The sequence below is a fragment of the uncultured Xylophilus sp. genome, assembly GCA_913776965.1.
In the GTDB taxonomy this organism is placed as follows: domain Bacteria; phylum Pseudomonadota; class Gammaproteobacteria; order Burkholderiales; family Burkholderiaceae_C; genus Xylophilus.
Genome location: CAJYQL010000031.1, coordinates 1 through 23,066, shown reverse-complemented (window position 1 = coordinate 23,066; position 23,066 = coordinate 1). Strand labels below are relative to the sequence as shown.

Annotated in this window: 18 protein-coding genes; 8 read left to right on the top strand and 10 right to left on the bottom strand. The window is 67.4% G+C overall.

Features of this window, described 5'->3' with window-relative positions; all coding sequences use genetic code 11:
- Positions 1 to 39: 39 nt before the first annotated feature.
- From QZ500_RS05385 to motA, 9 genes are all read right to left on the bottom strand, one after another.
- On the bottom strand, positions 40 to 753 hold the full coding sequence (locus QZ500_RS05385) for an RNA polymerase sigma factor FliA (protein ID WP_295851844.1): 714 nt from the start codon (positions 751 to 753) through the stop codon (positions 40 to 42).
- The gene (locus QZ500_RS05380) at positions 753 to 1,628 is read right to left on the bottom strand and encodes a hypothetical protein (protein ID WP_295851841.1); all 876 of its coding nucleotides are present in this window, start codon (positions 1,626 to 1,628) and stop codon (positions 753 to 755) included. The genes QZ500_RS05385 and QZ500_RS05380 overlap by 1 nt, the downstream gene beginning before the upstream one ends.
- Entirely contained in the window at positions 1,621 to 3,186 is a 1,566-nt protein-coding gene (gene flhF / locus QZ500_RS05375; RefSeq protein WP_295851836.1) for a flagellar biosynthesis protein FlhF, read from the bottom strand. The genes QZ500_RS05380 and flhF overlap by 8 nt, the downstream gene beginning before the upstream one ends.
- Positions 3,183 to 5,264 (bottom strand): flagellar biosynthesis protein FlhA, encoded by a 2,082-nt coding sequence (gene flhA, locus QZ500_RS05370; protein WP_295851834.1) that lies wholly within the window; start codon positions 5,262 to 5,264, stop codon positions 3,183 to 3,185. The genes flhF and flhA overlap by 4 nt, the downstream gene beginning before the upstream one ends.
- On the bottom strand, positions 5,261 to 6,436 hold the full coding sequence (locus tag QZ500_RS05365; RefSeq protein WP_295851831.1) for an EscU/YscU/HrcU family type III secretion system export apparatus switch protein: 1,176 nt from the start codon (positions 6,434 to 6,436) through the stop codon (positions 5,261 to 5,263). Before QZ500_RS05365 ends, flhA begins: the two co-directional genes overlap by 4 nt.
- 111 nt (positions 6,437 to 6,547) lie before the next feature.
- Positions 6,548 to 7,270: a protein phosphatase CheZ gene (locus tag QZ500_RS05360; RefSeq protein ID WP_295851828.1), complete on the bottom strand. Its 723-nt coding sequence runs from the start codon at positions 7,268 to 7,270 to the stop codon at positions 6,548 to 6,550.
- The gene (gene cheY / locus QZ500_RS05355; RefSeq protein ID WP_295851826.1) at positions 7,267 to 7,659 is read right to left on the bottom strand and encodes a chemotaxis response regulator CheY; all 393 of its coding nucleotides are present in this window, start codon (positions 7,657 to 7,659) and stop codon (positions 7,267 to 7,269) included. The genes QZ500_RS05360 and cheY overlap by 4 nt, the downstream gene beginning before the upstream one ends.
- Positions 7,660 to 7,717: 58 nt before the next feature.
- Positions 7,718 to 8,734, bottom strand: a complete 1,017-nt coding sequence (motB, locus tag QZ500_RS05350; protein ID WP_295851823.1) for a flagellar motor protein MotB — start codon at positions 8,732 to 8,734, stop codon at positions 7,718 to 7,720.
- 12 nt (positions 8,735 to 8,746) lie between these two features.
- A complete protein-coding gene (gene motA, locus QZ500_RS05345) occupies positions 8,747 to 9,607 on the bottom strand; it encodes a flagellar motor stator protein MotA (protein ID WP_295851820.1) in 861 nt (286 codons plus the stop codon).
- A 350-nt stretch (positions 9,608 to 9,957) separates the two neighbouring features.
- On the opposite strand from motA, the gene QZ500_RS05340 reads away from it, so the two are divergent.
- The 8 genes from QZ500_RS05340 (at position 9,958) to QZ500_RS05305 (ending at position 22,193) form a co-directional block, all read left to right on the top strand.
- A complete protein-coding gene (locus tag QZ500_RS05340; protein WP_295851818.1) occupies positions 9,958 to 10,947 on the top strand; it encodes an SDR family oxidoreductase in 990 nt (329 codons plus the stop codon).
- A 1-nt stretch (position 10,948) separates the two neighbouring features.
- Positions 10,949 to 11,518, top strand: a complete 570-nt coding sequence (locus QZ500_RS05335; protein WP_295851816.1) for an SIS domain-containing protein — start codon at positions 10,949 to 10,951, stop codon at positions 11,516 to 11,518.
- On the top strand, positions 11,515 to 13,032 hold the full coding sequence (locus QZ500_RS05330) for a PfkB family carbohydrate kinase (RefSeq protein WP_295851814.1): 1,518 nt from the start codon (positions 11,515 to 11,517) through the stop codon (positions 13,030 to 13,032). The genes QZ500_RS05335 and QZ500_RS05330 overlap by 4 nt, the downstream gene beginning before the upstream one ends.
- A 94-nt stretch (positions 13,033 to 13,126) precedes the next feature.
- The gene (locus QZ500_RS05325; RefSeq protein ID WP_295851808.1) at positions 13,127 to 14,227 is read left to right on the top strand and encodes a radical SAM protein; all 1,101 of its coding nucleotides are present in this window, start codon (positions 13,127 to 13,129) and stop codon (positions 14,225 to 14,227) included.
- A complete protein-coding gene (locus QZ500_RS05320) occupies positions 14,224 to 15,204 on the top strand; it encodes a thiamine pyrophosphate-dependent dehydrogenase E1 component subunit alpha (RefSeq protein ID WP_295851805.1) in 981 nt (326 codons plus the stop codon). Before QZ500_RS05325 ends, QZ500_RS05320 begins: the two co-directional genes overlap by 4 nt.
- Positions 15,201 to 16,259: a transketolase C-terminal domain-containing protein gene (locus QZ500_RS05315; protein WP_295851803.1), complete on the top strand. Its 1,059-nt coding sequence runs from the start codon at positions 15,201 to 15,203 to the stop codon at positions 16,257 to 16,259. Before QZ500_RS05320 ends, QZ500_RS05315 begins: the two co-directional genes overlap by 4 nt.
- Positions 16,260 to 16,276: 17 nt before the next feature.
- Entirely contained in the window at positions 16,277 to 17,680 is a 1,404-nt protein-coding gene (locus tag QZ500_RS05310; protein ID WP_295851801.1) for a radical SAM protein, read from the top strand.
- A gap of 19 nt (positions 17,681 to 17,699) precedes the next feature.
- Positions 17,700 to 22,193: a glycosyltransferase gene (locus tag QZ500_RS05305; protein ID WP_295851798.1), complete on the top strand. Its 4,494-nt coding sequence runs from the start codon at positions 17,700 to 17,702 to the stop codon at positions 22,191 to 22,193.
- Between the two features lie 173 nt (positions 22,194 to 22,366).
- Here the strand turns inward: QZ500_RS05305 and QZ500_RS05300 are convergent.
- Positions 22,367 to 23,066: flagellin (locus tag QZ500_RS05300; protein WP_295851795.1), on the bottom strand; the 700-nt coding region annotated here is incomplete at its 5' end.

Below are 23,066 nucleotides of genomic sequence, written 5' to 3'. Positions count from 1 at the left end.
CCGCGGCAGCCGTTTTGCATGGGAAAGGCCCAAAGCCGATCAGTGGTGGCGCATCTTGGCGCGAAGGCGGGCGATTGACTGGCTGTGCAGCTGGCAGACCCGCGATTCGGTGATGCCGAGCACCGCGGCGATCTCCTTCAGGTTCATGTCGTTCTCGTAGTACATGCTCATGATGTACTGCTCCCGCTCGGGCAGGCCCTTGATCGCTTCCACCAGCGACTGGCGCAGCCGCTGGTCGCGCAGCTGCTGCATCGGGTCGGCATCGCCGTCGCCCACGTGGCGGTCGAGGAAGCTGTCGTCCTCCTGGCCGGCCGCCATGTCTTCCAGGTAGACCAGCTGGGTGCCCCGCACCTTGGCGAGCAGGCTCTGGTAGTCGTCGAGCGGCATGCCCAGCTCGGCAGCGATCTCCGATTCCAGCGGGCTGCGTCCGAGCACCTGCTCCAGCCTGCGCACCGCATGCTCGATGTCCTTCTGGCTTTTGCGGGAGCCGCGGCTCATCCAGTCGCCTTCGCGCAGCTCGTCGATCATCGCGCCGCGGATGCGCTGGGTCGCGAAGGTTTCGAACTGCACGCCCTGGCTGGCCTGGAAGCGCGACAGCGCTTCGGCCAGGCCCATCATGCCGACCTGGATCAGGTCGTCCACCTCCACGTTCGGCGGCAGCTTGGCGATCATGTGGTGCGCCAGCCGACGCACCAGCGGCACGTACTGGCGGAGCATCGCGTCGCGATCGAGATGGCCTTTGGCGGTGTACATCAGTGGCTCCGGGCGGAACGGTCGAATGCGCGGGCGAGCGGTGAGCGGCGGATCGGCAGGACGGCTGGGAGTGCTTCTTCGTCGGCTGCCGGGGTTGCCACTGACCGCTGTCCGTAGGACGACGCGTTCGCGTGCGACAGGGTAGCCGCCCCTTCGATCAGCCGCAAGGCCAGCCGCTGCACGTCGCCCGAGGCGCGTTCGCCGTCGATCGACGTGCGCACCCGCAGCACGTCCAGCCGGCAGCCCAGCCAGGCGTCGGCGCAGCGGGCCAGGTTCTCGCGGGCAGCCTGTGCGGTGCCCGCGGTGGCGACACCTGCCCGGGTCACGACCGAGGCGACGGTGGGCACCACGCCCGCATCGACCAGCGCCTTGAGGGACTGGTAGGCCGCCAGCACGCCCGATTGCCGCGGCGCGGCCGCCAGCACCGGGGTCATGCCGCAGTACCGGGCCCAGCGGGCCAGCAGCGGTGCGGCCGCGTAGAGCAGCACCATGTCGTAGGGCCGCAGGACGCGCGCCAGCCGTGCCGGGGCTGCCGGCAGCGGGTCGCCGCCGTGCGGAGCGACCAGCCGGGCCAAGCCCGCCGCAGCGGGCAGAACGGCCATGCCGGTCCAGTCATCGGCCTGCGCCGCACCATCCTCCATGCCCAGGCTGCCCTCGAGCAGCTCGCACAGGCCCGGGGCATCGGCGGATTCGGCACTGTGGGCGTCCAGCACCGCGACCTGATAACCCAGCGTCTGCAGGGCGTCGCAGAGCTGCCAGAGCAGCGGCAGCTCGGTATCGGTATCGCCCTGGGCCACCAGCCCGGCGATGCGCGGCGTGGACTGCGGCGTCTGCAGTCGCAGCCCGGCACCCTGGTCAAGGGCGGCATCAAGCATCGAGCAGGCTCCGCGTCCGGTTCTCGCCGGTACCCGGCGAGAAGAAGAAGTTCAGGTCGCCGACCTTCGGGTCGAAGGCCGACTTGGCAGGCGAACGCATCGACGCACGGACCAGCTGGCCGGCGTCGGCCTCTTCCCAGTCCTCCGGTACGCGCTGGCCGTTGGTCACACCGCGCAGCACCAGCTGGTGGCGGATCAGGGCGTCGAGGGCGGGGCCCAGCTTCACGGCCTCGTCCACCTTCGACAGGATCGCCTGCTGGGCGCCGCTGGTCTTGAAGGACGCCACGACGTCGTCGAGCATGTCGCCATGGCCGCCGGCATTCAGGACCATCAGGCGCTGCACGCCCGGCAGGTCGAGCACGTCGAGCATGTCGCGCTTGCGCGGATCGCGCGGTGCGACGCCGGTGGTGTCGATCAGCACCATCTTCTTGCCAGCGAGCAGGCCGAGCAGGTCCTGCAGCGCGGCGCGGTCGTGCGCCAGGTGCGCCACCACGCCGAGCATGCGGCCGTAGGTGCGCAGCTGCTCGTGGGCCGCGATCCGGTAGGTGTCGAGCGTGATCAGGCCGACGCTGCCCGGGCCGTGCAGCCGGGCGCACTGGGCGGCCAGCTTGGCGGCGGTGGTGGTCTTGCCGACGCCGGTGGCGCCGACGAGCGCGAAGATGCCGCCTTCCTCGGCCAGCGGCAGGGCATCGTCGGCGGTGCGCAGGTTGCGCTCCAGCACGTCCATCAGCCAGCGCACCGCTTCGGCGGCGCCGGTGTCCTGCGGCAGGCGCTCCAGGATCGCCCGGGCCAGCGCGGGCGAATAGCCGGCGCGGATCAGCTTGAGCATCAGATTCGACTGGATCGGGTCCTGCCGGGCTTGGCCCAGCCAGGCGAGCGTGTTGAAGCGCTCCTCGATCAGTTCCTTCATCGACTGGAGTTCGTCGACGATGCCCTTGGCCGGCGCGCCGGCGGGCGCCGGTGCAGCGGCGGCCGCACGGGTGCGCTGCGGAGCGGGCTCTGCGCGGCGCGGTGCCGGGGCCTCGGCGCGGCGCGGCGTCTCCACTACCGGTGCAGTGGCGAACAGCGGCGCCGGTGCGGGCGCCGGGGCACGGACCGGCTGGGGGTCGGCCAGGGCCTCGTCGGCATGCAGACCTTCGGCCTGGCCGTTGAGCGCTTCGTGGCGGCGGCGCAGCATGCGTTCGCGCACGTAGTCCTGGAAAGAGAGGGTGCTCATCGCGAGCTGCTCGGTGTCTTCCTGCACCGGATTGCGGGGCGCTGCGGCCGGCGTACGGGCCGTCGACGGCCGTGCGGCCGGTGTGCGGGCGCCGCCGAGCAGGGGACGGTCCATTTGGGCGGCGGCGCGGGCCTGCAGCGCCGACGGCGCGGCCGGAGCCAGCGCCGGCGCCAGTCCGCCACCCTGTTCCAGGCTGGACAGCGAGTCCTCCGCGGTCGCCACCACCTCGACGCCATTGGCGGTCGGGCGGTTCGACAGGATCAGCGTGCCTTCGCCGAATGCGGCGCGGGCCTTGGCGAGGGCCTCGCGCGAGGTGGCGGCGTGGAAGCGTTGGATGTTCATGCGGAGGCACCTCGGAGGATCGGGCCGATGCGGATGGAATGGGTTTCAGGGATCTCGCTGTGCGCGAGGACCTGCAGGCGGGGCGCCACACGGCGCACCAGGCGGGCGATGGAGGTACGGATCTGGTCGGGGACCAGCAGGCAGGCGGGCAGGCCCATTTCTTCCTGCTTCATCGCGACCTCGGCCGCGGTGCGGGTCAGGATGTCGGCTACGCCCGGGTCCAGTGCAGGGCCGTTGGGATTGCCCAGCGCCTGCACCAGCAGCCGCTCCAGGCCGGGCTCGATCGCGATCACGCTGAGTTCGCGGGTGGGCCCATAGATCTGCTGGACGATGGCCGGCGACAGCGCGACGCGCACGCGGCGGGCCAGTTCGGCCGGGTCCTGCGTCGCGCCGGCGTGTTCCGCCAGGGTTTCGACGATGGTGCGGATGTCGCGGATGTGCACCGACTCGTCCAGCAGCAGCTGGAGAACCTTCTGGAACACGGCGATCGACACCATTTTCGGAACCACTTCCTCGATCAGTTTCGGGGCCAGCTTCGCGACGTGTTCGACGAGTTGCTGGGTCTCGGTACGGCTGAGCAGACGGGCTGCCTGCACCTGCATCAAGTGTGAGAGATGCGTGGCCATCACGGTTTCGGAATCAACGACGGTAAAACCGGCCATTTGCGCCGCTTCCTTCTGCCGTTCGTCGATCCAGTGGGCCGGCAGACCGAAGGCCGGGTCGGTGGTGGGGGTGCCGATGAGGGGCGTCGAGATGCCGCCCGGGTTGATCGCGAGGAACATGCCGGGGAAGGCTTCGCCCTCGCCCACCATGACGCCGCGCAGCGTGATCCGGTAGCCGCTCGGCTTGAGTTCGAGGTTGTCGCGCACGTGGACGGCCGGCGGCAGGAAGCCGACTTCCTGGGCGAACTTGCGGCGCACGCCCTTGATCCGGTTCAGCAGATCGCCCTGGCGGTTCTTGTCGACCAGCGTGATCAGCCGGTAGCCCAGTTCCAGTCCGAGCAGGTCGACCGGCTGCAGGTCGTCCCAGCTCGCCTCGCCGTCGGACGGGGCCGGGGGCGCCTCGGCCTGCAGATCGGCCGGCGGCGGCCGTTTGGCCAGGGTCCAGGCGAGGTAGCCGAGTACGCCGCCGATGCCCAGGAACACCAGGTGCGGCATGCCGGGGATGAGGCCGACCAGCACCAGGATCAGCGCGGCGATGCCGATCACGCGGGGCGACATGAACAGCTGGTCGACGATCTGGCCGCCCACGTCGCTTTCCTTGCCGACGCGGGAGATCACCATGGCGGCGGCCACCGAGATCAGGAGGCCGGGGATCTGCGCCACCAGCGCATCGCCGACCGCCAGCAGGATGTAGGTGTCGGCCGCCTTGCCGGCCGACAGGCCGTGCTGCAGCACGCCGATGGCGAAGCCGCCGACGATGTTGATCAGCAGGATCAGGATGCCGGCCATCGCGTCGCCGCGCACGAACTTCGAGGCGCCGTCCATCGAGCCGAAGAAGTTCGCTTCCTCCCCGATCTCCAGGCGGCGTTTGCGGGCTTCCTTTTCGTCGATCACGCCGGCGTTCAGGTCGGCATCCACCGCCATCTGTTTGCCGGGCATCGCATCCAGGCTGAAGCGGGCCGACACCTCGGCGATCCGCTCCGATCCTTTGGTCACCACCACGAAGTTGATCACCACCAGGATCGCGAACACGATCAGGCCGACCGCGAAGTTGCCGCCGATCAGGAAATGACCGAAGGCTTCGATCACCGCGCCCGCTGCGCCTGCGCCGGTGTGCCCTTCCAGCAGCACCACGCGGGTGGACGCCACGTTGAGCGACAGCCGCATCAGGGTCGTGAACAGCAGCACCGCCGGGAAGGCGGCGAAGTCGAGCGGCCGCACCATGTAGGCCGCCACCATCATCACCATCAGCGCGATCGCGATGTTCAGGGTGAAGAACACGTCCAGCAGCCATGCCGGCATCGGCAGGACCATCATGGCGAGGATCATCACCACGAAGAGCGGCACCGCGAGCCCCTGCAGGGAGGCGGCGTTGCGGCCCATCCAGGCGCGGGCGCGGACGACCTGGGTGTTCATGCGGTGTCTCCGGACCGGGCAGCCGCAGCTGCAGCAGCGGCGGCGGGATGGTGGGGATCGAGCTCGGGCGGCACGAAGGGTTCGGGCACCGCATCGGGCATGCGACCTTCACCACGCAGGGCGGCCTTGAGGCGGTAGACGTAGGCCAGCACCTGGGCCACCGCGGTGAACAGGGTGGACGGGATCGCCTGGTCCAGCTCGGCATGCGCGTAGAGCGCCCGCGCCAGCATCGGCGACTGCACCACCGGCACGTCGTGCTCGCGGGCGATGTCGCGGATCTTCATCGCCAGCAGGTCGGCGCCCTTGGACACGACCTGCGGCGCATCCATCGTCGCCTCGTCGTAGCGCAACGCCACCGCGAAGTGGGTCGGGTTCATCAGCACGAAGTCCGCCTTGGGCACGTTGGCGATGCTCTTGCGCTGCGACATCTCCCGCTGGCGCTGGCGGATCTTGCTCTTGATGTGGGGGTTGCCTTCGGCGTTCTTGTGTTCCTGCTTGACTTCCTCGTGGCTCATCTTGAGGCGCGAGCGGTGGAAGAAGGCCTGCAGCGGCACGTCGATCACCGCGGCGATGAACACCACCAGCAGCAGCATGCTGACGCCGCCCACCAGCCAGTCGCCCATGTCGCGCAGCGCCATCGAGGACGGCTGCATGACCAGCGAGGACACCTTTTGCACGCTGTCGCGCAGGTAGACATAGCCGGTAAATCCCAGGATCGCCGTCAGGAACGACATCTTGGCGATGTTGACCGCCTGCTGCTTGCTGAATAGGTTGCCCAGGCCCGACAGCGGATTGAGCCGGCTCAGGTCCGGGGTGATCGGCTTCAGGCTGGTGATCCAGCCGCCGGAGCCAACGGCGCTCACCACGCTGGCGGCACCGATGATCACCGCGAAGGCCAAGCTGATCAGCAATCCGAGGGTCGCCACCTCCTGCATACGCGCCAGCATGCCGGCCGGGTTCTGGAGCGTCGCGGCATTGAACGCAAGTTGGTCGCGGAGGGCGAGTTGGAAACGCTCGAAGACCACGGGCGTGAGCAGTAGCACAGACGCCGCTCCGGTGCCGAGGACCGCCAGGTGGGCGAGGTCACGGGAGCGGGGGGCCTGCCCATCCTTGCGCGCCTGGTCGAGCTTCTGCGCGGTGGCGGGGAGTTGGCGGTCTTGGCTGGAGTCCATGGGCAGGAGGGGAGTCCTGCCATTGTCGGAAAGGCTCGTCGGCACAAAAGGCCGATAAAGCGGCCTTCGTGCCGGTTATTCGACTGCGCCCCTGGTGGGCGCAGCCCGCCGTCAGAACCCGAGGCTGGCGAGCAGGTCGTCCACTTCGGACTGGCTGGTGACGACGTCGGGCGTGTTGTTCGGGTCGACCGTCGGGCCTTGCGGCTTCGGCAGGCTGGGCGCCGGTTCCCGTACGCCTTCGGCGACGGCGGTGACGGTCGCGGCTGCCGCCGTGGCCGCTGCTGCCGTGGCGGCGGTGGCGGCCGCGGCCGCTTCCGGCGGCGTGCTGCCGGGCGGAGCGGTCTGGATCAGCAGCTGCACCAGCTGGTCCTCGATGTTGGCCGCCAGGGCCACCACCCGGGCGATCACCTGGCCGGTCAGGTCGTGGAAATCCTGGGCCATCATGATCTCGGTCAGATGGTCGTCGGCCTCCTTCGTGACCCGCTCCATGTCGGTCAGAAAGTTCATGATCTGGCCGGTAGCCACCGCGGCGACCGGGTCCTTGACCAGGTCGGTCACCATCCGCCGGGTTTCGGACGCGATGTAGTCGTGCTGGGCCTTCGCCTGCTCGACGCGGTTCAGCACCTTTTCCGCGGCTTCGCCGGTAAGGCGGGCGATATAGGACAGGCGGCTCTTGGCATCCGGCAGCTCGCCCACGCTGTCGCGCAGCTTCTCGGCGTAGCCCAGCGCATTGAGCGAATCGTGCAGCTGGCGGGTGAGCTGGCCGATCTTGGTGTGGACATCCGGCGGGCTCGACTCCACCCCTTCGGCGGCGAGGCTGGTGGACGTGCTCATGCGGCCAACCCCATCTTCTTCAGGATGTTGGTGACCTTCTCCTCCAGCGTTGCCTTGGTGAACGGCTTCACGATGTAGCCGGAGGCGCCGCCCTGGGCCGCGGCGACGATGTCTTCCTTGCGGGCCTCGGCCGTCACCATCAGCACCGGCAGATGCTTCAGCTTCTCGTCCGCCTTGATGTTGGTCAGCAGTTCGAAGCCGTTCATGTTCGGCATGTTGATGTCGGTGACTACGAAGTCGAACCGGCCGTTGCGCAGCTTCTGCAGGGCCGCGACGCCGTCTTCCGCCTCGTCCGCGTCGGCGTAGCCGCTTTCCTTGAGCAGGTTGCGCACGATGCGGCGCATGGTGGAGAAGTCGTCGACGATCAGGAAGCGCAGGGCTGTGGCCACGGATGACCCTTTCGGTGGGAAGAAGAGAATAGGAACGGCGCAGGCACGGCGGATAAGCCTAACGGGCCGGCGCAGCGGTCGGCTCTGCCGCCATTGTCGCCGCGGCCGATGGCGGGCGGGCGGCAACTGTCGCGGCGGCGGTACGGGGCGCTGCTTCGGCCTGCGACACCGCGTCGGCGAGTTCGGCGGGCGGCACGGCTGGCCGACGCCCCGATCCGAGCAGACGCTCCTCGGCGTCGCGCGTCATGACGGTGATGCTGATGCGCCGGTTGGCCGACGCCAGCGGCTTGTCGGGCTCCAGCAGGTCGCTCGCCGCCAGCCCGACGACCCGCACGAGCTTGACATCGGGCATGCCCGAGGCGACGAGTTCGCGCCGCGAGGCATTGGCCCGGTCGGCGGACAGTTCCCAGTTGCTGTAGCCGCGGTCGCCGTTACCGTACGGCGAGGCATCGGTATGGCCCGCCAGGCTGATGCGGTTCTCCACCCCGTTCAGCGCATTGCCGATCTCGCGCAGGATGTCGCGCATGTACGGCTTGACCAGGGCGCTGCCGCTGTCGAACATCGGCCGGCTCTGGTCGTCCACGATCTGGATCTGCAGGCCGTCCGGCGTCTGCTCGATGCGGATCTGGGAGCGGAATTCCTGCAGCCGCGGGTTTTCGGTGATCAGCGACTCGATCTTGGCCCTCAGGACCCCCATACGCTTGGCATCCTGCTTGGCGACCTCGGCCTTGGCCTGCTCCGGCGTGATCTTGGACTTCTTCTCGGCGTCGGAGTCCGACCGCCGGACCTGCCCGTGCACCTTGCTCAGGTCGTTGCCGCCGCCCGGGATGATGCTGGAGCTGTTGCCGGCGCCGTTGCCGCCCGCCATTGCTACCTGAAGCGGCGAATTGAAGTACGCGGCGATCCCCTGCAGCTCGCCCTTGGCGGTGGAGCCCAGTAGCCACATCAGCAGGAAGAACGCCATCATCGCGGTGACGAAGTCCGCATAGGCGATCTTCCACGCGCCGCCGTGCGCGGCATGGCCGGCCTTCTTGACCCGCTTGATGATGATCGGCTGGAGCTTCTTGTCGGCCATGCTGGGTACCGCCTACTTCTTGCCCTTCACGTGGCTTTCCAGTTCGCTGAAGCTCGGACGCACGTCCGAGAACAGCACCTTGCGGCCGAATTCGATGGCGGTGGTCGGGTTGTAACCCTGCATGCTCGCCAGCAGCGTGGTCTTGATGCAGACCAGTTCCTTGCTGCCGTCCTCGGACTTCTGCTCCAGCAGACCGGCGAGCGGTTCCACCACGCCGTAGGCCAGCAGAATGCCCAGAAAGGTGCCCACCAGGGCCGAGCCGATCATGCCGCCGAGCACCGACGGGGGCTGTCCCACCGAGCCCATGGTGTTCACCACGCCCAGCACCGCAGCCACGATGCCGAAGGCGGGCAGTGCGCCGGCAAGGCGCGCCAGGGCCGCGACCGGAGCGTGCGCTTCCTGGTGGTGGGTCTCGATCTCGCTGTCCATCAGCGCCTCGATTTCGTGCGAATTCAGGTTGCCCGAAACCATCATCCGCAGGTAGTCGGTCATGAACTCGGTGACGTGGTGGTCGGAACCGACCGCGGGATACTTTTTGAACACCTCGGACTCGTGCGGCGCCTCGACATCCTTTTCGATCGCCATCAGGCCGTCCTTGCGGGCCTTCTGCAGAATGTCGTACAAAAGCGACATCAGTTCCAGGTAGCGGGCCTTGGTGTACTTGGAGCCCTTGAAGGCCTGCGGCAGGGTCTTGAGCGTCGCCTTGAGCACCTTGGCCTGGTTGTTCACCACGAAGGCGCCCAGGGCGCCGCCCAGGATCGTGATGATCTCGAACGGCAGCGCATGCAGGATCACGCCGATGTTGCCGCCATGGGCGATGTACACGCCGAAGATGCAGGCGAGACAGACTACGTAGCCGATGATGACGAGCATGGAGGAGTCGGTCGAGCGGTGGGTAAGGGGCCTTGCCCCCAGAGCGCAGTGGCGGCAGCCCGCCTTATGTACCGAGATGCTACCGCAGCACTTCTCGCGCCATGGTCTGGAATTGGCGCCGGAACACGGTGCTATTCGCTGAACGGTCCCAGGCGGGTCCGCCGCGCCCGCCGCGGCACGCAGCACCGCCCCTGCAGGGCGACGGAAACCGTCAGGCGGGTCTTTGCACGCCAGTTCAGGCTTTGACGCGGCGCCGTGCATGCTACAACCGCGTCCGTCCGGCGACTCGCCGATCAGCATGCCGTCGCCCCCGAAAGGCGCATCGCGCCAACGAACACACGCATACGAACATGAAGGTATTGGTCACCGGAGGGGCGGGTTTCATCGGCAGCCATCTGACCGAACGGCTGGTCGCCGCCGGCCATGAGGTCCTGGTGCTGGACGATATGTCGTCGGGGCGCAAAGCCAATCTGGAAGCGGCGATCGCCACCGGCCGCTGCCGCTGCGTGGTGGGCGACATTCGTGACCGCGCGGCAGTGGAGGCGGCCTGCGACGGGCGCGAGTGGGTATTCCATCTGGCGGGCCGGGCGGACATCGTGCCCTCCATCGAGAACCCGGTCACCTATTTCGAAGTGAACGTCACCGGGACGCTCAACGTGCTCGAGGCGGCCCGCCATCATGGCGTACGGCGATTCATCTATGCCGCGTCCTCGTCGTGCTACGGCATTGCCACGACATTCCCGACGCCCGAAACCGCGCCGGTGCAGCCCGAATACCCGTATGCACTCACCAAGGCGCAGGGCGAAGAATTGGTGCTGCACTGGGCGCAGCTGTACGGCATGCCTGCCGTATCGCTGCGGCTGTTCAATGTGTTCGGGCCCCGGGCGCGGACGTCCGGCAGCTACGGAGCGGTATTCGGCGTGTTCCTGGGCCAGCGCAGCCGGGGTCTGCCTTTGACGATCGTGGGCGACGGCGAGCAGACGCGGGATTTCACCTACGTGACCGACGTCGCCGCGGCCTTCGAGGCGGCTGCCGAATCGTCGCTGACACGGCGCGTCTTCAACGTCGGCAGCGGCGGCCATTACTCGGTCAACCATCTTGCGAATTTGCTCGGAGGACCGCGGGAAACCATTCCGAAGCGGCCCGGCGAGCCGGACTGCACCTTCGCCGACACGACGGCGATCCGGCGCGACCTGGGCTGGACGCCGGCGGTCAGTTTCGAGGAGGGCGTAGCGCGGATGGTCGAGGAACTGCCGGAATGGCGTTCGGCGCCGGCGTGGACGCCCGACACCATTGCCGACGCCACGAAGAGCTGGTTCCGCTACCTGGGGAGCAAATGAGATGGAGCAGCAGATGACGCTCGGACCGGCGCTTCAGGCGTTCACCTCCGTCCTGTCGGCATTGGAAGTCACTGCGGGAGACGGGCAGCCCCGCGGGCTCGACGCCCTCGTGTCGATGCTCTCCCGTGCCCGCGGAGACGACGCCCAGTGCTTCCTGATCGGCAACGGCGGCAGTGCGGCGGTGTGTTCCCACATCCAGAACGACCTGGTCAACAAGCTCCGTTGGCGTGCCCATGTGCTGCACGAACCATCGGTGATGACGTGCATGAGCAACGACTACGGCTACCCGGCGGCGTTCGCCAGCATGGTCGGACGCATGGGCCGCCGGGGAGACCTGCTGGTCGCCATCAGCAGTTCCGGCCGGTCCGCCAACATGCTCGCCGCCGTCGAGGCCGCACGAACGTGCGGCATGCAGGTGCTGACCCTGACCGGTTTCGGTGCCGACAATCCGCTGCGCGCCACGGGCGATCTGAACCTGTGGCTGCCCTCGTCCGATTACGGCGAAGTCGAGATCGGCCACCTCTTCGTGCTGCACCGTCTGGTCGACTGGATGCTCGGGCCGTCCGCATGATCGACGACAAGTTGAAGACCCTGGATGCGCTCGGGCAGATCGCTGCCGAAGCGCGGGCCGCCGGGCGGCAAGTCGTGCACTGCCACGGCACCTTCGATCTGATGCATGCCGGGCACATCCGGCACCTGCAGCAGGCCCGCAAGCTGGGCGACATCCTGATCGTGACGCTGACCGCCGATGCGTATGTGCGCAAGGGGCCGGGTCGTCCGGTCTTCGGCGAAATGCTGCGGGCCGAGAGCGTGGCGGCGCTCGGATGCGTGGATTACGTCCATGTGAACCATGCGGTCACTGCCATCAATCTGATCGATGCGATCCGGCCGGACCTGTATGTCAAGGGCAGCGACTACGTCGATGCGAATGCCGACCTGACCGGCAATATCCGGGACGAAGTCGAGGCGGTCCGGCGCGCCGGCGGCGACGTGCATTTCACGGACGACATCACCTTCAGCTCGACCCATCTGCTCAACAACCACTTCGACGTTTTTTCGCCGGAAACCAAGCTATTCTTGGAGGATTTCCGTCGGCGCTGCAGCCTCGACGAATTCCTCGCCTATGTGAAGGGTCTGGCGGGGCTGCGCGTGCTGGTGGTCGGCGACGCGATCATCGACGAGTACCACTACGTCAGTTCCCTCGGCCAGACCGGCAAGGGCAACACGCTGGCGGTGCGCTACCAATCGGAGGAGCGCTTCGCGGGCGGCGCCGTGGCGGTGGCCAACCATGTCGCAGGCTTCTGCGGAACCGTCGGCCTGCTGACGGCGCTGTCGCGCCAGGACGATTCGATGGACTATGTCGCGTCCAAGCTGCGGTCTAATGTCGAACTGCATGCGCAGACGCTGGCGACCGCGCAGACGCTGGTCAAGCGGCGCTTTGTCGACCAGGACCTGATGCGCCTGTTCGAGGTGTATTACGGTGGCGAAGAGGCCGACCGAACGGCGCTGGACGCGTCGACCATCGCCTGGATCGATGCCCATGCCGCGGACTTCGATGTCGTCATCGTGGCCGATTTCGGCAACGGCTTCATCTCCAACGCCATCGCGGCGAAGCTGTCGGAGCGGGCCCGTTATCTGGCCGTCAATGCGCAGATCAACAGCGGCAACCGGGGGTATCACGTGATCACTAGGTATCCGACCGCGGATTTCCTCTGCATGAACGAGCCGGAGGCACGGCTGGCCGCGCACGACCGGACGGCGCCCCTCGACCGGATCGCCGCCGACCTGACGGCGCGCCTGGATGCTGCCGCCATGGTGGTCACCCGGGGCGGTCAGGGTGCGTTGCTGGTGGAAGGCGGCAGCACGTTGGCGGTGCCGGCGCTGTCGTCGCGGGTGGTCGACCGCATCGGTGCCGGCGATGCGTTCCTGTCGCTGGCGGGGGCCTGCATGGGCGCCGGCTATCCTGGTGCGATCGCGGCGCTCGCCGGCAGCATTGCGGCAGCGCTCGATGTCCAGATCGTCTGCAACCGGGAGCCGGTGGACCCGGTGCTCTTCGCCAAATACGCCACCACCCTCCTGAAGTGATCGACCGAACACGGGAGCCATTGCCGGTCTGTTCGGCGGCACGGCGATCCTGGCGCGCGGCATCATCCGCAAGGAGCCTGCTCAGGATATCCGCATGGACAAATTCCTCATCGACAGCCACAAGCTGATCTACCACCCGCGTCGCGTCGCCGATCTGCTCGACGTCGGCGATGCCTGGGAGCGTGCGCGAAGCGTCTACCCGATCTACATGGAGCTGGCGCCGGTCGGCGCCTGCAACCACCGGTGCACCTTCTGCGCGGTGGACTACATCGGCTACAAGGCGGTGATGCTCGACTACGACATGCTGTCGCAGCGGATCCCGGAGATGGGGCGCCTGGGCGTCAGGAGCATCATGTACGCGGGTGAAGGCGAACCGCTGCTGCACAAGCGGATCAACGACATCGTCGCGCTCACGAAGGCGTCGGGCATCGACGTGTCGTTCACGACCAACGGCGTGCTGCTCAACAATGCCTTCATCGAGCAGTCGCTGGGCCACGTGTCCTGGATCAAGGTGTCGCTGAATGCGGGAACGGCCGACAGCTATGCTGCCATCCACCGTACCAAGGCCCGTGACTTCGAGCGGGTGGTGGACAACCTGCGACGCGCCGTCGCGTTCAAGCGTGCCCATGGCCTGCAGACGACGATCGGGGTCCAGGCGGTACTGCTGCCCGAGAACGCGGGCGACATGGTGGAACTGGCCCGGATCTGCCGTGACGACATCGGAGCCGACTATCTGGTCATCAAGCCCTATTCGCAGCATCTGTCGAGCGAGACGCGCCTGTACGAAAAACTCAATTACGACCGCTACCAGAATCTCGAAACGGCACTGGCGCCGTATTCGACCGACGACTTCCAGGTGATCTACCGGGGCCACACGATACGCAAGTACCAGGAGGAGCCGGCGCAGCGCTACCAGAAGTGCCATGCGACGCCGTTCCTCTGGGGCTACGTGATGGCCGACGGCCGCGTCTTCGGCTGCAGCGCGTATTTGCTCGACGACCGCTTCGACTACGGCAACCTCAACGATGCGTCCTTCCAGTCCATCTGGGAAAGCGACAAGCGCCGCGAAAATTTCCGTTTCGTACGCCAGGAGATGGATATCCGCGAATGCCGGCGCAACTGCCGGATGGACGAGGTCAACCGCTATCTCGACCGCCTGATGACGGACAGCGTGCCGCACGTCAATTTCATATGAGCGCAATGTCCGCGTCCTCGCGCGACCTGTGGCACGCCATGCTGCGCATCCGCCGTGTGGAACAGGCGATCGCGCGTGCCTATCCGGAGCAGCGCATGCGCTGCCCGGTGCATCTGTCCATCGGCCAGGAAGCGGCCGCCGTGGGCGTGTGCGCGGCCCTGACTCCGCAGGACCAGGCCGTCAGCACCCACCGTGCGCATGCGCACTACCTCGCCAAGGGCGGGGACCTGCGCGGGCTGATCGCCGAGCTGCACGGCAAGGCGGACGGCTGCTCCGGCGGGCGAGGCGGTTCGATGCACCTGACCGATCGTGCATGCGGGTTTCTGGCCAGCACCGCCATCGTCGGCAACAGCATCCCGGTGGGGGTGGGGGCAGCCCTCGGCATCCAGTTGGCCGGGCAGCCGGCGGTCGCCTGCGTCTTCCTGGGCGACGGTGCGCTGGAGGAGGGCGCCTTCTACGAATCGGCCAACTTCGCCGTTGTGCGCGGGCTGCCGGTTCTGTTCGTCTGCGAGAACAACCTGTATTCGGTGTATTCGCCGCTCAGCAAACGCCAGCCCGCCGGACGTGCGCCCGTCGACTTGGCGAAAGGCATCGGGCTGCGTACGGAGAAGGGCGACGGCAACGACGTGCAGTACGTGGCCGATGCCGCGCGCGTCCTGGTGGCGGGGGTACGTGCCGGCGACGGCCCGGCGTTTCTGGAGCTTTCGACGTATCGGTGGCTAGAGCACTGCGGCCCGGGCGACGACGATGCACTTGGCTACCGGCCGGCCGGCGAATTGCAGGCGTGGCAGACGCAGGACCCGATCGCGCTGCAGGCACGCCGGGCGGGCATCGAGGAAGCTGCGCAGACTGCGGTCGTGGCAGCGATCGACGCCGAGATCGAGGCGGCTTTCGATGCGGCGGTCGCGGCGCCCTTCCCGTTGGCGCACTTCGGTGCCGAGGCGCAGTACGCCAGCGGCCCCTGGAGCACACCATGACACGCGTCCTCCATGCTGCGGCGGCGATCCACGAGGCGCTGCAGCTCGCGATGACCCAGGATCCGGCGGTGATCTGCTACGGCCTGGGCGTCGACGATCCGAAGGCCATCTTCGGCACGACGGCCGGCTTGCAGGACCAGTTCGGTGCACGCCGGGTGTTCGACATGCCGACGTCCGAGAACGCGATGACCGGCATCGGCATCGGCGCCGCCCTGATGGGCGCACGACCGGTCATGTGCCATCAGCGCCTCGACTTCTTCCTGCTGGCGATGGACCAGCTGGTCAACAACGCCGCCAAGTGGCGTTTCACCTTCGGTGACGCGCACCGGGTGCCGCTCACCCTGCGCCTGATCATGGGCCGGGGCTGGGGCCAGGGCCCGACCCATTCGCAGAACCTGCAGGCCTGGTTCGCACATATTCCCGGGCTCAAGGTGGTGATGCCGTCCAACGCCGCGGATGCCAAAGGACTGCTGCTGTCCGCGATCTTCGACGACGACCCGGTGGTTTTCCTGGAGCACCGGTGGATCCACAACCACCGCGACCATGTGCCCGAGGGCGACTGGCGGGTGCCGATCGGGCAGGCCCGGACCGTACGCGACGGTGGGGACCTGACCATCGTCGCGATGTCCTACCTCGTGGCCGAGGCGCAGCATGCCTGCCGTGCACTGGAGGCAGCCGGCGTCTCGTGCGACCTGGTCGATCTGCGCTGCGTGCGGCCGATCGACTGGGCCACGCTCCGCGCATCGTTGCGCAAGACCGGTCGGCTGTTGGTGCTGGATACCGGCGTGGCGACCGGCTCCGTCGCGGGCGAGATCATCGCCCGGCTGACGATGGAGGAGTGGGGTGCCTTCCGTGCAGCTCCCCGCCGCCTCGCCGCGCCCGACTGCCCCGAGCCCACCAGTTATGGGCTGACCCAGGATTTCTATGTGACGGCGGCCGACATCGTCCGGGAGGTTGCCGCGATGGTCGGCCTTGCCGATGCGCCGCTGCAGCACCTGCCGCCGGCACGGCCGCACCACGATGTTCCCGGGGACTGGTTCACCGGTCCGTTCTAATTCCACAGGAGCCGGTCATGACCGACGACGACAAGCAGAAGGCCACCACCAACCGATTCGGGTTCGAAGCCCGGACGGATATTCCGGACGATGCGCCGCTGAATCGCAATCCGGGCCACAAGCTGCGCACATCCAACACCATCGTCAACCGGGCAGCGCTCACCGACGAGAAGGCCCTGCTCGACAGCTACAAGCTCGACAAGCGCACCGGCCAGAAGATCCAGTTCGTGACCAGCGGCAGCCAGATCGGCGTGGTCCGGCTCGGGCAGGACGATGCGGGCGATGTGCCGGAGGCGCCCAACAGCTTCACCGGGCCGAGCTACCGCAACCCGCCACAGCGTTTCCGCTTCGACGGCCACAAGATGATGCACCACCTCGACCGCATCCAGGCCTGGCAGCGGGGCGAGCGGTTCGCGCCGATCCATATCGACATGGGGCTGACCAAGTTCTGCAACACCGCGTGCGTCTACTGCTACGCGGTGGTGCAGAACATGACGCAGGGCACGATGATCGGCCGGGAGGCGCTCCTGCGCTACATCGAGGATTGCGGCAGGCTCGGCGTGCGGTCGATCGGCTTCATCGGCGACGGCGAGCCGACGCTGAATCCGGCGCTCTACGACGCGACGGTGCTGGCCGGCAGCCTCGGCGTCGATACCTCCATGGCGACCAACGGCCTGCTGATCGACATGGACCGGGCCCACGACCTGCTGAAGAACATGAGCTGGATCCGGTTCAACCTGTCGGCCGGCGATGCGGAAGGCTTCCGTCGGGTCCACCAGAGCAAGGAATCCAATTTCCAGGTGCTGATCGACAACATCCGCGAGCTGGTCCGCATCAAGAAGGAGTTCGGCTACAAGTGCACGCTGGGCCTGCAGATGGTGCTGATCCCGGAATGTTTCGATCAGGTGCTGAAGGAAGCCCGGCTGGGTGCAGAGCTGGGCGTGGACTATTTCGTCATCAAGCACTGCTCCGACTCCGAATACAAGGAGATCGGCATCAACTACGACGACTACCTGACCATCGGCGACGTGCTCAAGGAGGCCGAGAGCTACTCGACCGCCGACTACGTCGTGCAGGCGAAGTGGAACAAGATCAATGCGGCTGCGGAATCGGCGCTCTACAAAGGCGGCTTCCGCAAGTACGACGTCTGCCACGGCACGCCCTTCCTGCTGCAGATTTCCGGCAACGGCAAGATCTATCCCTGCGGGCCGTTCTTCAACAAGGAACGCTTCTACATCGGCGACCTGCACGATCAGAGCTTCTTCGACATGGTGATGGGCGACCGCTACTGGGCGGTGCACCACGATGTCACGTCCTCGGTCGACGTGCACAAGGACTGCGCCGTGGGCTGCCGGCAGGACTACGTCAACAAGTTCCTGTGGGACCTGAAGCACCCGCCCGAGCACATCAACTTCATCTGACCGACCGCACGCGCCACGCATGATCTCCGTCGTCATCCCCACCTTCAATTACGGCCATTTCGTCACCGAGGCGATCGACAGCGTGCTGTCGCAGGGGATCGACGATCTGGAAGTGATCGTCTGCAACGACCAGTCGACCGATGACACCGAAGCCCGACTCGCGCCCTACCTGTCGGACCCGCGCATCCGGTACTACCGCAACGAGAAGAACCTCGGCGCGGTCGGCAACATCAACTACGGCATGTCGCTGGCCCGCGGCGACTACCAGCTGCTGATCGGCGCCGACGACTTCCTGGCGCCCGGCGCATTGCAGACGCTGCGGGCGACATTGCAGGCCCATCCGGAATGCGGTTACGCCTACGGCCGCTACACGATGCTGGAGTCGGACGGGACGATGCACGCGATCCAGCATCCCGGCTGGCCGGGCCGGGATTACGCGGGCGGCCGCAACGAGTTTGCCGACCTGCTGCGCCAGGACCTCTACATCAACCTCGGGACAGTGCTCTTCCGCCGGGAAACCCTGGCGCTGCGACCGGCGTTCTTCGACGACACCTTGCGCGCGGTGCCCGAGGAGCGGTTCTTCCGCGCGACCGACTGGGACCTGATGCTGGACCTGAGCCGGCGGGACGTGCAGGGCGCGTTCGTCAACGAGGCGATGTCGGTCTTCCGCGTGCACGTGGCCCAGGCGTCGTCGGGGCTGAAATATGTGGCATCCGGACTGTCGGTGCTGGAGCACGGCCACGTCCTGCTGCGCTACGCGGTGACCGCGAATCTGCTGCGGATCGGTGCGGCGCTGCCCGAGATCGTCGCGCTGTACATGGGCCGGTACGAGCACTACCTGCAGCACCGGGATCCATCGGCGACCGAGCGGCACGCGGTCGTACTGAAGAACCACGAGAGCGTGCTGGCAGCATTGCGCGACCTGTCAGGGGCGTCGCTGATGCAGCCGACGCTAGGTGGTGTGCGGCCGGCGCCCTCATCGGCGATCCCTGCTGTGCAGTCGCAGGGGGCGGAGTACGCCCATGGGCTCGACCTATCGCGCCATGCCGACCGGCCGTTCTTCACCGTGATCGTCACCACCTACGACCGGCCGCGGTTGCTGGTGGATGCGCTGGCCAGCATCCGTGCGCAAACCTTCACGGACTACGAAGTCGTGCTGGTCAACGACCATGGCGATCCGGTCGACGCCGTCGTGGCCGGGGCCGGGCTGCCGGTCCAAAGCCTGCGCCTGGCCCGCAACAGCGGCCAGTCGGCCGCCCGCAATGCAGCGCTGCGCCTGGCGGCGGGGCGGTACATCTGCTTCCTGGACGACGACGACTGCATGCTGCCCGGGCACCTGCAGGTATTGCACGATGCGGCGGTCCAGGCGCCAGGCGAGGCGGTCTATACGGATGCCTGCTGCATCATCGAACGGCTGGAGGACGGCCGCCGGGCCGAGATCCGTCGCGAAACGCCCTACCTCCATGGCGATTTCTCGCTGGCCCGCCTTTACGTCGGGAACTACATCCCGGTCAACACGGTGGCGGTGCCAGCCGAGGCCCTGCGCACCGTCGACGGTTTCGACACGACGCTGGCCGGCCTCGAGGACTGGGAGCTGCTGCTGCGGCTGGCGCGCATCGTGCCTTTTCGGCATGTACCGCAGGTCAGCGTGGAGGTCCGCATCCGTGAAGCGGTGGACAACGTGTCGCGCCGCCAGCGACCGCAGTTTCCGGCGCTGTTTCGTCGCATCTATGCGGCCCATGGCGAACCCGAACACCTGACCGACGCGGTCGTGCAGGGCCGGGCCCTCGCGCTGCGGTGCCTGGATGCGGAAGCGGAAGCCGTCCAGCAGATGACGCCGGTCGAGCCTTTGCGGGCATGGCTCGATGCGCAGGTGCCGACGCAGTCGCGCGGTCGTCTGATCGATGAATACCTGACCGCGCACGACGGCGGACCGGGGTTCACGATCTTCGTGCGGGACCTCGCAGGCGACCAGGAAAAGCTGGTGCAGACGCTGGCAAGCCTGACCTACGGCGAATGCCTGTACGCCAACATCGGCATCGTCGTGCTCACGACCCGCGCGGCGGGTGGCACGACGGCAGGCGACAAGCTGCATCTGGTGCAGGTCGAGGCCACCCGGTACGTCGACGTCCTGAACATGCTGATGCTCCAGTCCGCCCACGACTGGGTTCTGGTGGCGGACGCGGGCGATGTGTTCACGCGCGACGGTCTTCTGAAGGTCGCGCTGGAACTGATGCAGCTGCCGGAATGCCGTGCCGTGTATGCGGACGAAATTCGCCGTCTGCCCGACGGAGGGCTGGGGGCGGCCTTCCGGCCCGGCTTCAACCTCGACCTCCTGTTGAGCCAGCCGGCGGCCATGGCGCGCCACTGGATCGTCCAACGCGAGGTGCTGGTGCAGGCGGGCGGCTACGACCCGGCGTTCGCGGACGCGCTCGAATTCGAGCTGATCACGCGGCTCATCGACAGCGGAGGGCTCGACGGCCTCGCCCATGTCGACGAGGCCCTGATGACCACCGATGCGCCCGTGCTGCAGGACAGCCCTGCCGAGCGGCTGGTGCTGGAACGCCATCTGGCGCGACGCGGTTATGAGGCAGCGACCGTCGAGTCGTCGTTGCCGGGCCGGTACCGGATTCAGTACGGCCACACGGCGCAGCCGCTCGTCTCCATCATCATTCCCACCCGGGACCAGCTGCCGATGCTGCAGCGCTGCGTGGAAAGCCTGCTAGCGACCACACGATACCGCCACTACGAAGTGCTGATCGTCGACAACGCCAGCGAGGACGATGACGCCCTGCGCTGGCTCGACGGCGTCGAGGCGATGGGCAGCGACCAGGTGCGCATCCTGCGCTACCCGCACCCGTTCAACTACTCAGCCATCAACAACCTGGCGGCGCGCGCCGCCCGGGGCGAGTACCTGGTGCTGCTGAACAACGACACGGCCATCGTGCGCGAGGACTGGCTCGAGGCGTTGCTCAACCATGCGCTGCGGCCGGAGGTGGGTATCGTCGGCGCCAAGCTGTTCTACCCGAACGGGACGATCCAGCACGCGGGCGTGCTGCTGGGCCTGCGCGGCCCTGCGAACCATCCCTTCCACGCCGAGCCGATGGAGGCTGCGGGCTACATGAACCGCCTGCAGGTGGACCAGGACTACAGTGCCGTCACGGGCGCGTGCCTGATGGTGCGCAAGTCGGTGTACGACGAGGTTGGCGGCCTGGACGAGGAGGCTTTCCAGGTGTCGTACAACGACGTCGACCTCTGCCTGAAGGTGCGCGCGGCCGGCCATCTGGTCGTCTGGTCGCCGCACGCGGTCGTGATGCACGAAGGCTCGGTGAGCCAGACGCAGATGGACGCGGCATCGACCGATGCCAAGGCCGCCCGCTTCGGGATGGAGCAGGAGACGATGTACGCGCGGTGGCTGCCTTTTCTGGCGCGCGATCCAGCCTACAACCGCCACCTCACGCTCGACGGGCCGGGATTCGAGCTCGAGCCCGACCCCGCCCTGGCGTGGCGCCCCTTGCCGTGGCATCCGGTACCGACGGCCCTGGTCTTTCCGGCCGACCGCTTCGGTTGCGGCCACTACCGCATGATCAAGCCCTTCGAGACGATGAAGGAGCAGGGCTTGCTCGACGGCATGCTGTCGGGCCACTTCCTGTCGCCGGTGCAGATGGAGCGGTACGACACCGACACGCTGGTGTTCCAGCGCCAGCTGGAGCCACATCAGCTCGAGAACATGAAGCTGGTCAAGGCGTTTTCCCGGTCCTTCAAGATCTACGAGCTCGACGACTACCTGCCGAACCTGCCGGTCAAGAGCGTCCACAAGCGCGACATCGGGCAGGACGTGATCAAGGTGTTGCGGCGCGGCCTGTCCTATGTGGACCGGTTCGTCGTCTCGACCGAGGAACTGGCCGAGAGCTTCCGGGGGCTGCATCCAGACATCCGCGTGGTGCAGAACCGCCTGCCGCCCGTCTGGTGGCGCGGGCTGCAGTCGCGCAGGCGGCGCGGCCACAAGCCCCGGGTCGGCTGGGCCGGCGGCATGGGGCATACCGGAGACCTGGAACTGATCGCGGGCGTCGTCGAAGCCTTGGCGACCGAAGTGGAATGGGTGTTCTTCGGTCTCTGCCCGGACCGGATCCGGCCGTTCGTGCACGAGGTCCATGCCGGCGTGCCGATCGACGATTACCCGGCGGCCCTGGCGGCGCTCGACCTGGACCTGGCGCTCGCGCCGCTCGAGCAGAACCGCTTCAACGAATGCAAGAGCACCCTGCGCCTGCTCGAGTACGGCGCCTGCGGCGTGCCGGTGGTGTGCAGCGATATCGCCTGCTACCGCAACGCGCTGCCGGTGACACGGGTGAAGAACCGTTTCAAGGACTGGGTCGATGCGGTGCGCATGCATATCCACGACCTCGATGCCGCGGCGCGGGCCGGAGACGCCCTGCGCGCTGAGGTGCTGCGGGACTGGATGCTGGAAGGCGAGCATCTGCGGGCCTGGCGCGACGCCTGGACCGGTCGCTGAACAGACAGACGATCCGAGAGGGACGCCGCGGCCTGCCTCCAGACCGCCTTGTTTTCTCCTTCCGCTTCTATATAGAGAGATCGGACGCCCCGAATGCTGAAAGGCCGGGCCTCGCAAGAGGTCCGGCCTTTTCGCTGCGGCGCCGTACCGGGCGGCGGACCGCCCGGCCATCGTCAACCCTTGAGCAGCGACAACACGCTCTGCGGAAGCTGGTTGGCCTGGGCGACCATCGCGGTGCCGGCCTGCTGCAGGATCTGCGCCCGCGAGAGGTTGGCGGTTTCCTTCGCGAAGTCCGCATCCACGATCCGGCCGCGCGACGCGGAGATGTTCTCGCTCTGCACGTCGATCGTGTCGATCGCGTTCTCGAACCGGCTTTGCACCGCACCCAGCGTCGCCCGCGAGCTGTTGACTTGGTTGATCGCGCTGTCGATCTTCTTGATCGCGGTCCAGGCGTCGGCCTGGGTGGAGACGCTCACGTTGTCGATGCCGGTGGTGTCGGTGCCGGTGGCTGCCGAGGTCGTCGTCAGGCTGAAGCCCGAGTTGCCCGAGGTGAAGCCCGAGAGCGTGACCGTCTGGGCGGTACCGGCGGAGGTCAGGGCCGAAGAGCGGATCGAGATCGAGACGGTGCCCGCATCGTCCTTCGAGAGGAACGCGGTCACGCCGGTGTCGTTGGTCTTGGCGTTGATGGCCGCGACGATCTGGCCGACGCGCTCGTCGGCGGAGCTGGCGGCCTTGATCTCGCCGAGGTCGACGGCGGTGGAGCCGCTGACGGTGATCGACAGGGTGCCGGAGGACAGCTTGGCGTCGTAGTTGCCGGCTGCACCGCCCGAGGTGATGCCCGAGGAGGTCACCGTGCCGCTGGCCGTGCCGTAG

Bases quoted from the DNA above. Each gene is read 5' to 3' on its own strand.
- motB (WP_295851823.1), bottom strand. From the start codon at position 8,734: ATGGCCGACAAGAAGCTCCAGCCGATCATCATCAAGCGGGTCAAGAAG.
- QZ500_RS05320 (WP_295851805.1), top strand. From the start codon at position 14,224: ATGAGCGCAATGTCCGCGTCCTCGCGCGACCTGTGGCACGCCATGCTG.
- flhF (WP_295851836.1), bottom strand. From the start codon at position 3,186: ATGAACATCCAACGCTTCCACGCCGCCACCTCGCGCGAGGCCCTCGCC.
- flhA (WP_295851834.1), bottom strand. From the start codon at position 5,264: ATGAACACCCAGGTCGTCCGCGCCCGCGCCTGGATGGGCCGCAACGCC.
- QZ500_RS05335 (WP_295851816.1), top strand. From the start codon at position 10,949: ATGGAGCAGCAGATGACGCTCGGACCGGCGCTTCAGGCGTTCACCTCC.
- QZ500_RS05360 (WP_295851828.1), bottom strand. From the start codon at position 7,270: ATGAGCACGTCCACCAGCCTCGCCGCCGAAGGGGTGGAGTCGAGCCCG.
- QZ500_RS05330 (WP_295851814.1), top strand. From the start codon at position 11,515: ATGATCGACGACAAGTTGAAGACCCTGGATGCGCTCGGGCAGATCGCT.
- QZ500_RS05340 (WP_295851818.1), top strand. From the start codon at position 9,958: ATGAAGGTATTGGTCACCGGAGGGGCGGGTTTCATCGGCAGCCATCTG.
- QZ500_RS05385 (WP_295851844.1), bottom strand. From the start codon at position 753: ATGTACACCGCCAAAGGCCATCTCGATCGCGACGCGATGCTCCGCCAG.
- QZ500_RS05305 (WP_295851798.1), top strand. From the start codon at position 17,700: ATGATCTCCGTCGTCATCCCCACCTTCAATTACGGCCATTTCGTCACC.
- motA (WP_295851820.1), bottom strand. From the start codon at position 9,607: ATGCTCGTCATCATCGGCTACGTAGTCTGTCTCGCCTGCATCTTCGGC.
- QZ500_RS05310 (WP_295851801.1), top strand. From the start codon at position 16,277: ATGACCGACGACGACAAGCAGAAGGCCACCACCAACCGATTCGGGTTC.
- QZ500_RS05365 (WP_295851831.1), bottom strand. From the start codon at position 6,436: ATGGACTCCAGCCAAGACCGCCAACTCCCCGCCACCGCGCAGAAGCTC.
- QZ500_RS05325 (WP_295851808.1), top strand. From the start codon at position 13,127: ATGGACAAATTCCTCATCGACAGCCACAAGCTGATCTACCACCCGCGT.
- QZ500_RS05380 (WP_295851841.1), bottom strand. From the start codon at position 1,628: ATGCTTGATGCCGCCCTTGACCAGGGTGCCGGGCTGCGACTGCAGACG.
- QZ500_RS05315 (WP_295851803.1), top strand. From the start codon at position 15,201: ATGACACGCGTCCTCCATGCTGCGGCGGCGATCCACGAGGCGCTGCAG.